This is a genomic window from Aeromicrobium camelliae (assembly GCF_003850045.1).
GTDB classification, from domain to species: domain Bacteria; phylum Actinomycetota; class Actinomycetes; order Propionibacteriales; family Nocardioidaceae; genus Aeromicrobium; species Aeromicrobium camelliae.
In genome coordinates, this window is the sequence record NZ_RQJX01000012.1 from 71,182 (window position 1) to 84,900 (window position 13,719).

General features: G+C 71.3%; 12 protein-coding genes and 1 riboswitch. All 12 genes read left to right on the top strand.

Annotated elements, in window-relative coordinates:
- The first annotated feature begins 1 nt into the window (after position 1).
- The 12 genes from carB to rpe all read left to right on the top strand — a co-directional run bounded on the left by carB (position 2) and on the right by rpe (position 13,521).
- A complete protein-coding gene (gene carB, locus EHW97_RS09935; protein WP_124237015.1) occupies positions 2 to 3,316 on the top strand; it encodes a carbamoyl-phosphate synthase large subunit in 3,315 nt (1,104 codons plus the stop codon).
- Positions 3,313 to 4,137, top strand: a complete 825-nt coding sequence (gene pyrF / locus EHW97_RS09940) for an orotidine-5'-phosphate decarboxylase (RefSeq protein WP_124237016.1) — start codon at positions 3,313 to 3,315, stop codon at positions 4,135 to 4,137. Before carB ends, pyrF begins: the two co-directional genes overlap by 4 nt.
- Positions 4,134 to 4,583, top strand: a complete 450-nt coding sequence (locus EHW97_RS09945) for a hypothetical protein (protein WP_124237017.1) — start codon at positions 4,134 to 4,136, stop codon at positions 4,581 to 4,583. Before pyrF ends, EHW97_RS09945 begins: the two co-directional genes overlap by 4 nt.
- 2 nt (positions 4,584 to 4,585) lie before the next feature.
- A complete protein-coding gene (gene mihF, locus EHW97_RS09950; RefSeq protein ID WP_208001980.1) occupies positions 4,586 to 4,906 on the top strand; it encodes an integration host factor, actinobacterial type in 321 nt (106 codons plus the stop codon).
- A 1-nt stretch (position 4,907) separates the two neighbouring features.
- Positions 4,908 to 5,501, top strand: coding sequence for a guanylate kinase (gmk, locus tag EHW97_RS09955; RefSeq protein ID WP_208001981.1), 594 nt, complete (start codon positions 4,908 to 4,910; stop codon positions 5,499 to 5,501).
- A 30-nt stretch (positions 5,502 to 5,531) separates the two neighbouring features.
- On the top strand, positions 5,532 to 5,852 hold the full coding sequence (gene rpoZ, locus EHW97_RS09960) for a DNA-directed RNA polymerase subunit omega (RefSeq protein ID WP_124237020.1): 321 nt from the start codon (positions 5,532 to 5,534) through the stop codon (positions 5,850 to 5,852).
- Positions 5,853 to 5,954: 102 nt separating this feature from the next.
- On the top strand, positions 5,955 to 7,163 hold the full coding sequence (gene coaBC / locus EHW97_RS09965) for a bifunctional phosphopantothenoylcysteine decarboxylase/phosphopantothenate--cysteine ligase CoaBC (protein WP_124237021.1): 1,209 nt from the start codon (positions 5,955 to 5,957) through the stop codon (positions 7,161 to 7,163).
- 64 nt (positions 7,164 to 7,227) lie between these two features.
- Positions 7,228 to 8,415: a methionine adenosyltransferase gene (metK, locus tag EHW97_RS09970; RefSeq protein WP_124237022.1), complete on the top strand. Its 1,188-nt coding sequence runs from the start codon at positions 7,228 to 7,230 to the stop codon at positions 8,413 to 8,415.
- Between the two features lie 143 nt (positions 8,416 to 8,558).
- A complete protein-coding gene (locus tag EHW97_RS09975) occupies positions 8,559 to 10,493 on the top strand; it encodes a primosomal protein N' family DNA-binding protein (RefSeq protein WP_208001982.1) in 1,935 nt (644 codons plus the stop codon).
- Between the two features lie 24 nt (positions 10,494 to 10,517).
- Positions 10,518 to 11,441: a methionyl-tRNA formyltransferase gene (gene fmt, locus EHW97_RS09980; protein ID WP_124237023.1), complete on the top strand. Its 924-nt coding sequence runs from the start codon at positions 10,518 to 10,520 to the stop codon at positions 11,439 to 11,441.
- Positions 11,438 to 12,724, top strand: a complete 1,287-nt coding sequence (locus tag EHW97_RS09985) for an RsmB/NOP family class I SAM-dependent RNA methyltransferase (protein ID WP_124237024.1) — start codon at positions 11,438 to 11,440, stop codon at positions 12,722 to 12,724. Before fmt ends, EHW97_RS09985 begins: the two co-directional genes overlap by 4 nt.
- Before the next feature lie 140 nt (positions 12,725 to 12,864).
- Complete coding sequence (rpe, locus tag EHW97_RS09990) at positions 12,865 to 13,521, top strand: ribulose-phosphate 3-epimerase (RefSeq protein ID WP_124237058.1); 657 nt, start codon at positions 12,865 to 12,867, stop codon at positions 13,519 to 13,521.
- A 60-nt stretch (positions 13,522 to 13,581) separates the two neighbouring features.
- Positions 13,582 to 13,708, top strand: a riboswitch (FMN riboswitch).
- Positions 13,709 to 13,719: the final 11 nt, after the last annotated feature.

Sequence of the window (13,719 nt, forward strand, 5' to 3'; positions counted from 1 at the left end):
CATGCCCAAGCGGGAAGACATCAGTTCGGTCCTCGTGATCGGCTCCGGCCCCATCGTCATCGGTCAGGCGTGCGAGTTCGACTACTCCGGCACGCAGGCCTGCCGGGTGCTGCGCGACGAGGGCATCCGCGTCATCCTCGTCAACTCCAATCCGGCGACGATCATGACCGATCCGGAGTTCGCCGACGCCACCTACGTCGAGCCCATCACGCCCGAGTTCGTCGAGAAGGTCATCGCCGCCGAGCGCCCCGACGCGCTGCTGGCGACGCTGGGCGGGCAGACCGCCCTGAACGCCGCCATCGCGCTGCACGACAACGGCGTGCTCGAGAAGTACGGCGTCGAACTCATCGGCGCCTCGGTCGAGGCGATCGAGAAGGGCGAGAACCGCGAGATCTTCAAGTCGATCGTCGAGTCCCTGCCCGAGGAGTGGGGCGCCGAGGTCGCGCGCAGCGCGATCTGCCACTCGATGGAGGAGTGCCTCGCGGCCGTCGAGGATCTCGGCTACCCGGTCGTCGTGCGCCCGTCGTTCACGATGGGCGGCGCCGGTTCGGGTCTGGCCTACGACGAGGCCGACCTGTACCGCATCGCCGGCAGCGGACTCGCCCTCAGCCCCACCACCGAGGTGCTCCTGGAGGAGTCGATCCTCGGCTGGAAGGAGTACGAGCTGGAGGTCATGCGCGACCAGGCGGACAACGTCGTCATCGTCTGCTCCATCGAGAACCTCGACCCGATGGGCGTCCACACCGGCGACTCGATCACCGTGGCGCCGGCCATGACGCTGACCGACGTGGAGTACCAGCGGCTGCGCGACATCGCGATCGGCGTCATCCGCGAGGTCGGCGTCGACACCGGCGGATGCAACATCCAGTTCGCCGTCAACCCCGAGAACGGGCGCATCGTCGTCATCGAGATGAACCCGCGCGTGTCGCGTTCGAGCGCCCTGGCCTCGAAGGCGACCGGCTTCCCGATCGCCAAGATCGCCGCCAAGGTGGCCATCGGCTACACGCTGGACGAGATCCCCAACGACATCACCGCCGAGACGCCGGCGAGCTTCGAGCCGACGCTCGACTACGTCGTCGTCAAGGTCCCGCGTTTCGCCTTCGAGAAGTTCCCCGCCGCCGACTCGACCCTCACCACGCACATGAAGTCGGTGGGCGAGGCGATGGCGATCGGCCGCAACTTCAGCGAGGCCCTCGGCAAGGCGCTGCGCTCCCTGGAGCGCGCCGGTGCCACGTTCGACTGGGCCGGGGATCCGGGGGACAAGGACGCCCTGCTCGCCGAGATCGAGCGTCCCCAGGACGGACGGCTGCGGCTCGTCATGAACGCGATCCGCGCGGGAGCGACGCCCGAGCAGATCCACGAGCACACGTCGATCGACCCGTGGTTCGTCGACCAGCTGTTCCTCGTGCACGAGGTCGCCGAGCGCGTCCGCGCGGCGGAGACCCTCACGCCGGAGCTCCTGCGGCTCGCCAAGCGGCACGGGTTCAGCGACGCCCAGATCGGTGAGCTGCGCGACATGCGCGAGGATGTCGTGCGCGGCGTCCGCCACGCGCTCGGAGTGCGTCCGGTCTACAAGACGGTCGATACGTGCGCCGCCGAGTTCGCCGCCCGCACGCCGTACCACTACTCCTCGTACGACGAGGAGACCGAGGTGATGCCGCGCGAACGTCCGGCCGTGCTGATCCTCGGCAGCGGTCCCAACCGCATCGGCCAGGGCATCGAGTTCGACTACTCGTGCGTCCACGCCGCGCTGTCGCTGAGCGAGGCGGGCTACGAGACCGTCATGGTCAACTGCAACCCCGAGACCGTCTCGACCGACTACGACACCAGCGACCGGCTCTACTTCGAGCCGCTCACGCTCGAGGACGTGCTCGAGGTCGTGCACGCCGAACAGCAGGCGGGCCCGGTCGCCGGTGTCATCGTGCAGCTCGGCGGGCAGACGCCGCTGGGACTCGCCGCGGGCCTGGAGGCCGCGGGCGTGCCGATCGTGGGAACCCCGCCGGCGGCGATCGACCTCGCCGAGGAGCGTGGCGCGTTCGGTCGCGTTCTCGCCGACGCCGGGCTGCCGGCGCCCAAGCACGGCACAGCGACGACATTCGAGGGCGCCAAGCGCGTCGCCGACGAGATCGGCTACCCGGTGCTCGTCCGGCCCTCGTACGTGCTCGGCGGCCGCGGCATGGAGATCGTGTACGACGAGGAGGCGCTCAAGAACTACATCCGGACCGCCACCGAGATCTCGCCGGAGCGCCCTGTCCTCGTCGACCGGTTCCTCGACGACGCCGTCGAGATCGACGTCGACGCGCTGTACGACGGCTCCGAGCTCTTCCTCGGCGGCATCATGGAGCACATCGAGGAGGCCGGCGTCCACTCCGGCGACTCGGCCTGCGTCCTGCCGCCCATCACGCTCGGCCAGAGCGAGATCGAGCGCATCCGGGAGTCGACCGAGGCGATCGCCGCCGGTGTCGGGGTCCGCGGACTCATCAACATCCAGTTCGCGCTGAGCTCGGACACGCTGTACGTGCTCGAGGCCAACCCGCGCGCGTCGCGCACGGTCCCGTTCGTGTCCAAGGCGACAGCCACGCCGTTGGCGAAGGCCGCCGCGCGGCTCATGCTCGGCGAGTCGATCGGCGAGCTGCGCGCCGCGGGCGTGCTTCCGGCCGAGGGCGACGGCGGGTATCTGCCCGCCGCCGCGCCGGTCGCGGTCAAGGAGGCCGTGATGCCGTTCAGCCGCTTCAGGACCTATGAGGGTCGCTACGTCGACACGGTGCTCGGCCCGGAGATGCGCTCGACCGGCGAGGTCATGGGCATCGACGCGCACTACGGTGCGGCGTTCGCTAAGAGCCAGTCCGGAGCTCAGAACGGCCTGCCGACCTCGGGTGCGGTCTTCGTGTCGGTCGCCAACCGCGACAAGCGGCACATGATCTTCCCGGTCAAGCGGCTCGCCGATCTCGGCTTTGAGATCCTCGCGACTCGCGGCACCGCCGAGGTGCTGCACCGCAACGGCGTGCCCGCCACCGTGGTGCGCAAGCTCCACGAGGAGCCGCGCGACGGCGAGGACGGCGGCTCGATCGTCGAGCGCATCCACGCGCAGGAGGTCCAGCTCGTCATCAACACGCCGCACGGCAACACCCGCGGCGGCAGCCCCCGCATCGACGGCTACGAGATCCGTACCGCCGCCGTCGCCGAGGGGATCGGCTGCATCACGACAGTGCAGGGCCTGGCGGCTGCGGTTCAGGGCATCGAGGCGCAGCGTGCCGAGTCGATCGGCGTGCGGTCCCTGCAGGACTGGGGCGCCGCGCTCACGGAGGCCCGATGAGCTTCGGGTCGCGGGCGCTCGCGGCGATGCAGGCGTACGGCCCGGCCTGTGTCGGCATCGACCCGCACCCCGAGCTCCTCGAGGAGTGGGGCCTCGGCGACACCGTCGACGGCCTGGAGCGTTTCGCCGCCGCGTGTGTGGAGGCGTTCGCCGGACAGGTGGCGTTCGTCAAGCCGCAGTCGGCGTTCTTCGAGCGGTTCGGCGCGCGCGGCGTCGCGGTGCTCGAGCGCACGATCGCGGACCTGCGGCACACCGGCAGTCTCGTCATCCTCGACGCGAAGCGCGGCGACATCGGCTCGACGGCGGCGGCCTACGCCACGGCCTATCTCGACGACGATGCGCCGATGGCGGCGGACGCGATCACGGTCAGCCCCTATCTCGGGTTCGGGACGCTCGCGCCGTTCTTCGCCGCGGCCGAGCAGAACGACGCCGGCGTCTTCGTGCTCGCCCTGACGTCGAACCCCGAGGCGCCGCAGGTCCAGCACGCGCTCACCGGCACCGGCGACACGGTCGCGGGCTCGATCCTGGCGCAGCTGCGAGCCGCGAACGCCGGTATCGAGCCGATGGGACCGCTCGGCGCGGTGGTCGGCGCGACGATCGGCCAGACGCCGGAGGACCTCGACATCAACGGCCCGCTGCTGGTGCCCGGGTACGGCGCTCAGGGCGGCACGCTGGCCGACCTCGGCCGCATCTTCGGTGACGTCCGGGAGTCGGTCATCGTCTCCACGTCCCGCGGTGTGCTGAGCGCGGGCCCGGACGTGGCGGCGCTCCGCGAGTCCGTCCAGCGACTCAACGACGACCTTGTAGGGTCATGGTCGTGAGGAAGCAGTGGGTCTCGGCCGCCGTCGCAGTCCTCGCGGCGGGCTCGCTGGCCGGGTGCTTCGGCAGTGATCCGTACTGCTCCGCGGTGGAGGAGAACGAGGACGTCCTCAACTCCTTCGGCGCCGAGCGCACCGATGCCGCGTACGCGGAGTACGCCAGCGCGGCGCGCCAGATCGCCGAGGCCGCCCCCGAGCGGATCCAGCCGGACTGGGTCACCATCGCCGACGTCACCGATGGCGTCATCGCCGCCCAGGAGGAAGCGGGCGTACCGTTGGAGAAGATGGGTGACTCGGCGACCGTCGCGGCGCTCTCGCAGGAGCAGCGCGACGCCCTCAACGAGGCCTATCAGGCGTTCAACGACACCGTCGAGCAGCGCAAGGCGGTCGTCGCCGACATCGACGACCAGTGCGGAGTGACGCTCGAGCAACCCGAGGCGAAGGAGTAAGCGTGGCTCTGCCGAAGTTGACCGACGAGCAGCGACGCGAGGCTCTGGCGAAGGCGGCCGAAGCGCGCCTCGTCCGGGCCGAGGTCAAGAACCGCCTGAAGCACTCGGGGGCATCGATCGCCGACGTGCTGGAGCAGGCCAAGACCAACGAGGCGGTCGCCAAGCTCAAGGTCCTCGACCTCCTCCAAGCGATGCCCGGGGTCGGCAAGGTGACCGCCCAGGAGATCATGGCGCGGCTCGGCATCGCCGAGTCCCGCCGCCTTCGCGGCCTCGGTCCCAAGCAGGAGCGCGATCTCATCGCCGAGTTCGCTCGTCGCGGCTGACGTGGGCAGCGCACATCGTTCGCGGCTCGTCGTCCTGGCCGGGCCGACCGCCGTCGGCAAGGGGACCGTCGCCGCCTGCATCCGCGAGAATCACCCCGAGATCTGGATCTCCGTGTCGGTCACCACGCGGCCGCCGCGCCCCGGCGAGATCGACGGTCACCACTACCACTTCGTGAGCGACGAGGAGTTCGACCGACTCGTCGCCGCCGACGGACTGCTGGAGTGGGCGACGGTTCACGGCCGCTACCGCTACGGCACGCCGCGGGCGGCCGTCGAGGAACGGCTCGCCGAGGGGCGTCCCGCGCTGCTGGAGATCGATCTGCAGGGCGCGCGACAGGTGCGCCAGCGCATGCCCCAGGCGCTCATGGTCTTCCTCGCTCCGCCGAGCTGGGATGAGCTTGTCCGCCGGCTGGTCGGGCGCGGCACCGAGAGCGCCGAGGAACGCGAGCGGCGACTGGCCACCGCGCGCGAGGAACTCGCCGCCCAGGCGGAGTTCGACGTGACGATCGTCAACACCGAGGTCGAGGAAGCGTGTGCGGCCTTGGTAGACTTATTCAGATCGGGAATCACCGCGATTCCCTCATCCCCGTTCTAGTACTCCCACATCACGAGAGGGCGGATCAACGTGTCCACCACCCGTTCGGCTGCCGAGGGCATCACCAACCCCCCGATCGACGACCTGCTGGAGAAGACCGACTCCAAGTACAAGCTGGTCCTGTACAGCGCCAAGCGCGCTCGCCAGATCAACGCCTACTACTCCCAGCTCGGCGAGGGCCTGCTCGAGTACGTCGGCCCGCTGCTGGAGACCGAGGTCCAGGAGAAGCCGCTGTCGATCGCGCTGCGCGAGATCAACGAGGGCCTGCTGACCGTCGAGGACATCGACCCCGAGGCCGAGGCCGCTGCGGCGCAGGCCGCGCGCGACGCCGCGTCCGGCGACGACGCCTGAGCCAGCCGCCGACTTTCCGATGAGCGAGCGGCAGCGAGCGCAGCGTCTGGCGATCGTCATGCCGGTGCCTGCAGGTTGTGACCTCGTGTCGCAGGTGCCGGCATGAGCTCGATCGTCCTGGGCGTCAGCGGGGGAGTGGCCGCGTACAAGGCCGCCCTCCTGCTGCGCCTGTTCACGGAGTCGGGTCACGACGTCCGCGTCGTGCCGACCGACTCCGCGCTCAACTTCGTCGGCGCCGCGACGTGGGAGGCGCTGTCAGGGCACCCGGTCCAGACCGCGACCTTCGACAACGTGCCTGAGGTGCCGCATGTGCGGATCGGGCAGAGCGCCGACCTCGTGATCGTCGCTCCGGCCACCGCCAACACGCTGGCGCGGGCCGCCCAGGGCCTGGCTGACGACCTGCTCACCAACACGCTGCTCACCGCCCGCTGTCCCGTGGTGTTCGCGCCCGCGATGCACACCGAGATGTGGGAGCACCCGGCCACCCAGGCCAACGTGGCGACGCTGCGCGAGCGCGGGGCGATCGTCATCGATCCCGCCGTCGGGCGCCTCACCGGTGCCGACTCCGGGGCCGGCCGTCTCCCTGACCCCGAGGACATCTACGCCGTGTGCGTGAACGTGCTGGCCGGAAGGCCGCGCGACCTCGCCGGCCGCAGGGTCGTCGTCAGCGCCGGCGGCACCCGCGAGTTTCTCGATCCCGTCCGGTTTCTCGGCAACCGCTCCTCCGGGCGCCAAGGTCTGGCGCTCGCCGAGGCGGCCGCCGCCCGCGGTGCCGAGGTGACCCTGGTGGCGGCCAACGTCGCGCTCCCGACCCCCGCCGGAGTGGAGCGGATCGACGTCACCACCACGTCCGAGCTGCGCGACGCCGTGCTCAAGTCCTCCGTGGGTGCCGATGCCGTCGTCATGGCCGCGGCTCCTGCCGACTTCCGCCCGGCCACCTACGCCGACGCCAAGATCAAGAAGCGCCCCGACGGCGCCGCCCCGACCATCGAACTGGTCGAGAACCCCGACATCCTCGCCGAGCTCGTCCGCACCCGGCCGGCCGACGTCGCTGAGCCGTTCATCGCGGGCTTCGCCGCCGAGACCGGCGATGAGAACGGCGGCGTGCTCGACCATGCGCGGGCCAAGCTCGCGCGCAAGGGGTGCGACCTGCTCGTCGTCAACGACGTCAGCGGGGGAGGCGTGTTCGGGCAGGAGGACAACGACGTGCTCCTGTTGACGGCCGACGGCGAAGCGCAGCCGGTCGGGCAACGGCCTAAAACCGAGGTCGCCCACGTCATCTGGGACACGATCGTCCAACGATTGGGATGACCGGCCCGGCCAGGTGCGGCCGAGTACAGTGCTAACGACGTCCACCCACAGGAGAGTTCATACCGTGAGCCGTTTGTTCACCTCGGAGTCTGTGACCGAGGGCCACCCGGACAAGATCGCCGACCAGATCAGCGACAGCATTCTCGATGCCCTGCTGGCCGCCGACCCCAAGAGCCGGGTCGCCGCGGAGACGTTCGTGACCACCGGCATGGTGCTCGTGGGCGGCGAGGTCACCACCGAGGCGTACGTCGACATCGCGCGGATCGCCCGCGACCGGGTCCTCGAGATCGGCTACGACTCCTCCATCAAGGGCTTCGACGGCGAGTCCTGCGCCGTCCAGGTGACCCTCGATGCGCAGTCTCCTGACATCGCGCAGGGTGTCGACACCGCCTACGAGGGCCGCACCGGCGAGTCGGAGGATCCGCTGGACCGCCAGGGCGCCGGCGACCAGGGCCTCATGTTCGGGTTCGCGATCGACGAGACCCCCGAGCTCATGCCGCTGCCGATCACGATCGCGCACCGGCTCGCCGAGCAGCTGACCCGGGTCCGCAAGGACGGCACGCTCCCGTATCTGCGCCCGGACGGCAAGACCCAGGTCACGATCGAGTACGGCGACGACGACCGTCCCAAGCGCGTCGAGGCGATCGTCGTCTCCACGCAGCACGAGGACGGCGTCGACCTGGAGCACCAGCTCCCGACCGACCTCAAGAAGCACGTCATCGACGTCGTCCTCGCCGAGTACGACATCGACGCCAGCGACTACCGCCTGCACATCAACCCGACCGGCAAGTTCGTCATCGGCGGGCCGATGGGCGACGCCGGACTGACCGGCCGCAAGATCATCGTCGACACCTACGGCGGCTACGCCCGTCACGGAGGCGGTGCCTTCTCCGGCAAGGACCCGAGCAAGGTCGACCGCTCGGCCGCGTACGCGATGCGCTGGGTCGCCAAGAACATCGTCGCCGCAGGCCTGGCCACCAAGGCCGAGGTCCAGGTCGCGTACGCGATCGGCGTGGCGCACCCGGTCGGCTTCTACGTCGACACCTACGGCACCGAGACGGTTCCGGTCGACACGATCCGCGACGCGGTCCTCGAGGTCTTCGACCTGCGCCCGGCGGCCATCGTGCGCGACCTCGACCTGCTGCGGCCGATCTACGCGCAGACCGCCGCCTACGGCCACTTCGGCCGTCCGGGTCTGCCGTGGGAGAACACCGACCGCGCCGAGGCGCTCCGGGCCGCCGCCGGTCTCTGACCGACGCAGCTCTCGCGCCAGTCCGCTGCGACACTGGCCGTGATCACGCGACGTCTCGCGTGATCACGGCCAGTTGTCGTCCCGCCTGGTGGAAAACCGCCAGGGCGACCCGAGCTGTCGGCGGCGGCTGGGAGAATCGACACGTGACCGATCAGCTGGCGTTTCCTGGAGCCGAGGCGGCCGCGCCGTCGGCGTCGGTGGCGCGCGTGCTGATCGACACCCCGCTACCGCACCTCGACCGCCCCTTCGACTATCGGGTGCCCGACGACCTGCTCGCCGAGGCGGTCCCAGGGTGCCGGGTCAAGGTCCGCTTCGCCGGCAAGCTCACCGACGGCTTCATCGCCGAACGCGTCGACGACACCACGCACGAGGGCCGGCTCGCCCCCCTGCACAAGCTGGTGTCGCCCGAGCCGGTGCTCGCCCCGCAGCTCCTCGCGCTCGCCCGCGCTGTCGCCGACCGGTACGCCGGCACGCTGGCCGACGTCCTCCGGCTCGCCATTCCGCCGCGGCATGCCCGTGCGGAGGCGCATCCGCGGGAGGAGCCGGCACCGCCGCCGCAGGACGCGGGGTCCGATGCCTGGTATCCCTATCTGGACGGACCGGCCTTCGTCGAAGCGCTCGCGGCCGGCCAGGCGCCCCGTGCCGTGCTGTCGGTGCTGCCACGCCACGAGCCCGAGCGCGCCGTGGCGCAGGCGGTCGCCGCGACGGTGCGGTCCGGTCGTGGCGCCGTCGTGTGTGTGCCCGACGTCCGCGACGTGGCTCGCTGGGACGCGATCTTCGCCGAGGTGCTGGGGGAGGGCCGACACGTCGTCCTGACCGGAGCGCAGAAGCCGGCCGCCCGCTACCGCTCGTTCCTGCGCGTCTCGCGAGGCGAGGTTCCCGTCGTGCTCGGCACTCGTGCCGCCGCCTACGCGCCAGTGCGCGATCTGGGCCTCGTGGCGCTCTGGGACGACGGTGACGACCTCTACGCCGAGCCGCGCGCGCCCTACCCGCATGCTCGGGAGGTGCTGCTCCTGCGCGCCGCGCAGCAGTCGGCGGGCGTCCTGCTCGCGGGATACGGCCGGACCGCCGAGGCGCAGTCCTTGGTCGAATCCGGGTGGTGTGTCGGCCTCGGCGGCGATCAGGCTGCCCGTCGCCGCGAGTGGCCGCAGCTCACCGTCACCGACGGCACCGAGAGCGGCGCCGCCCCGGTCCGCCTTCCGCACGCCGTGTTCACCGCCATCCGCCAGGCCGAGGGCCACGTGCTCGTGCAGGTGCCCCGGCGCGGGTATCGGGCCTCCGTCGCCTGCCAGCGCTGCCGCGAGCGCGCCGAGTGCCCGGCCTGCTCCGGCCCCCTCGTGCAGACCTCTGCGCGTGCGCCGCTCGGCTGCCGGTGGTGCGGCACCACCGTCGACCACTGGCGATGCCCGCACTGCGGCGACGACCGCTTGCGCGCGCCCGTCGTGGGGCAACTGCGGACGGCCGAGGAGTTCGACCAAGCCTTCACCGATCACCGCATCGTGACGTCCGGCGGGGCGGCGGTGCTCGATCACGTGGAGCCGGCCGAGGACGAACGCGTCCTCGTCCTGGCCACGCCGGGCGCCGAACCCGCCGTGGCGGGCGGGTACGCCGTCGTGGTGCTGCTGGACACCTGGCTCATGCTCGCGCGCGACGACGTGCGGGTCGTGGAGGAGGCGCATCGGCGCTGGTTCAACGCGCTGGCGCTCGCTGCCCACCATGGACGCGCGGTCGCCGTCGGCGACTCGCCCACGCTGCAGGCGCTCGTCCGCGCCGACCCGGTCGGTCTGGCCGGCCGCGAGCTCGCGGAGCGCGCCGAGACGCACCTGCCGCCCGTCGGCCGTCTTGCGACGGTGGAAGGTCCGACCGCCGAGATCGAGGTGCTCACGCAGCGCCCGTGGACCCCGCACACCGAGGTCCTGGGGCCGGTGCCGCTCGACGAGCAGCGCGAGCGCCTCATCCTCCGCGCCCCGCGCCGCGAGGGGTTGGCGCTGGCGGCCGCCCTCAAACAGGCCGCTGCCGAGCGGAGCGCGGCCAAGCTGCCGCCGTGGCGAATTCAGATCGACCCGATCGACTTCTGAGACCGCCACCTAGACTCGACCCTCGTGAGAGTCGTCTTCGCGGGCACCCCTGACACCGCCGTCCCGTCGCTGCGCGCGCTGATCGCCAGCCGACACGAAGTCGTGGCGGTCGTGACCCGTCCCGACGCCCGGGTCGGCCGGGGCCGTCGGCTCGAGCCCTCGGCGGTGGCCGTGGCGGCCGAAGAGGCTGGATTGACCGTGCTCAAGCCCTCCTCGGCCTCCGATCCGGAGTTCCTCGACAGCCTGCGGGCGCTGGAGCCGGACTGCGGTGCCATCGTGGCGTACGGGGCGCTGCTGCGTCGCGAACTGCTCGATCTCCCCGAATTCGGATGGATCAACCTCCACTTCTCGGTGTTGCCCGCGTGGCGCGGCGCAGCTCCCGTGCAGCGGTCGATCATGGCCGGTGACGAGGTCACCGGCGCGACCGTGTTCAGTCTCGTCGAGGAGCTCGACGCGGGACCGGTGCTCGGAACGCTGACCGAGCGGATCCGCGCCGACGACACCGCCGGCACCCTTCTGGAGCGGCTCGCCGACGTCGGCGCCGGCCTCCTCGTCGACGCGCTCGACCACATCGAGGACGGCGACATCGGCGCCATCGAGCAGCCGGAGGATGGCGTCTCCTATGCCGCCAAGCTCACGACCGACGACGCGCGGGTGGACTGGACACGACCCGCTTTCGCGATCGACCGGCAGATCCGCGGGTGCACCCCGGCTCCCGGCGCCTGGACGACGCACGAGGAGAACCGGTTGAAACTGGGGCCGGTCGAGGTGCTGGAGGAGTCGACCTTGGCGCCGGGGGAGGCGTCGATCGGCAAGCGCGAGGTGCGCGTCGGGACCGGCACGACGGACGTGCGGCTGGGCCAGGTGCAGCCCCACGGCAAGAAGTCGATGCCCGCCGCCGACTGGGGCCGCGGCCTCGGCGGCGCGACGACGGCGGTCCTGCGATGAGTGTCGACGCCGCGCGCACCGCCGCGTACGACATCGTCCGGCAGGTCAGCGAGGACGGGGCCTACGTCAATCTCGTTATCCCCCGGGTGTTGCGCGAGCACCAGTTGTCCGGCCGCGACGCCGCATTCGTCACCGAGCTCGTGAGCGGTGCCGTCCGGCTTCGTGGCACGTACGACGCCATCATCGACACCCTGGCCAGCCACGGCATCGAACGGATCGACCCGCCCGTCCTCGACGCGCTGCGCCTCGGGGCTCATCAGCTGCTCAGCATGCGGGTGCCCGACCACGCGGCCGTCACCACCACGGTCGACCTCGTGCGGCGGCACGTCGGGCACAAGCCGGTCGGCTTCACGAACGCGATTCTGCGCCGCATCGGACGTCGTGCTCTCGGCGCGTGGCTCGACGAGGTGACAACGGGGCTCGACGAGGACGACGCCCTCGCGATCCGCTACTCCCATCCCCGGTGGATCGTGCGGGAGCTGCGTGAGGCCCTGCCCGACCCCGCGCAGCTCGTGGATCTCCTCGCCGCGGACAACGCGGCGCCCAAGGTCACCCTCGTCGCCCGGCCGGGTCTCTGCGAGCCCGACGAACTGCCGGGAGTCGCCGGGAAGCTGTCGCCGTACGCTCGCATCCTCGAAGGCGGCGGCATGCCCGGCGACATCCCCGCCGTGCGCGACGGTCGCGCCGGGGTTCAGGACGAGGGATCACAGCTCGTGGCCATCACGTCGGCCGCCGCCCCGATCGAGGGGCGCGACGAGAGATGGCTCGACCTGTGTGCCGGGCCCGGGGGCAAGTCCGCGCTCTGGGCGGCGCTCGCCGCCGGTCGGGGAGCGCGCGTCGTCGCCAACGAGGTGCAACGGCACCGCGCCGACTTGGTGCGCCAGGCCGTCCGCGCGCTGGACAACGTCGAGGTCACCGTGCACGACGGCCGCCACGGACCGTGGGAACCGGGCAGCTTCGACCGGGTGCTCGTCGACGCCCCGTGTACAGGTCTCGGTGCCTTGCGGCGGCGCCCCGAGTCGCGGTGGCGCCGCACCACTGCCGATCTCGACGATCTCGTCGCGCTGCAGGGACAGTTGCTCGCCCGCGCCATCGAGCTGACCCGTCCCGGGGGTGTCGTCGCCTACGCGACGTGTTCCCCCGTCGTCGCCGAGACCCGCGCGGTGGTCGATGCCGCCCTGCAGGAGCACGCGGGCCTGGACCTGGAGTCGATGCAGCAGTGGTGGCCCCACACCGACGGCACGGACGCGATGTTCCTGGCGCTGCTGCGCCGCCGCGAGTGAGTGCTCGGTGAGTGGTCGGGTAGGGCAGGTCGCTCAGCGACCGGATAAACAGCCAGCGGCCAGACCACCTCGTCAGAAATCCCGCTCGATCCAGCGAGGGCAGCGGCGTGACGCGCCGCTAGGCTGACGGCGTGTCCGACGTGCGCATCACCCCGAGCCTGCTGAACGCCGACTTCGCCCATCTCGCAGGGGAGGCCGCCCGCATTCCGGGCGCGGACTTCCTGCACATGGATGTCATGGACAACCACTTCGTCCCCAACCTCACGCTCGGCGCCCCGGTGATCGAGGCCCTGGCCAAGACGGTCGAGCAGCCCATCGACGCGCACCTGATGATCGAGGATCCCGACCGATGGGCTCCCCAGTTCGTCGACGCCGGTGCAGCCAGTGTGACCTTCCATGTCGAAGCCGCGCGCGCTCCCGTGCGGCTCGCGCGCGAGATCCGTGCCCTGGGGGCGCGCGCGTCGATGGCGCTCAAGCCGGCGACGCCGATCGAGCCCTACGCCGACCTGCTGCCCGAGCTCGACATGGTGCTCGTGATGACCGTCGAGCCGGGGTTCGGTGGCCAGAAGTTCCTCGATCTGTGCGTCCCGAAGATCCGGCGCACCCGTGAGCTCATCGCCGCGACCGGCGGCGAGATCTGGCTCCAGGTCGACGGCGGTGTGTCGCTCGAGACGATCGAACGGTGCGCCGAGGCCGGTGCCGACACCTTCGTCGCGGGGTCGGCCGTCTTCGGCGCCGACGACCCCGGCGCGATGGTCGAGGCGTTGCGCGAGCGTGCAGCCGCCTGCGTCCACTGACCGAGCAGTCCGCCACGCACCGTCGCCCTCCGGTACGATGGGACACGTACGAGCCACGTGCTCGCGTGCCCGGGGTCGGTGAAAGTCCGAGCCGGCGGTGACAGTCCGCGACCCGCGCCCTCCGGGGCCGGTTGACCTGGTGGAATTCCAGGACCGACGGTGAAAGTCCGGATGGGAGGCGCACGCCACGTCCTCGGC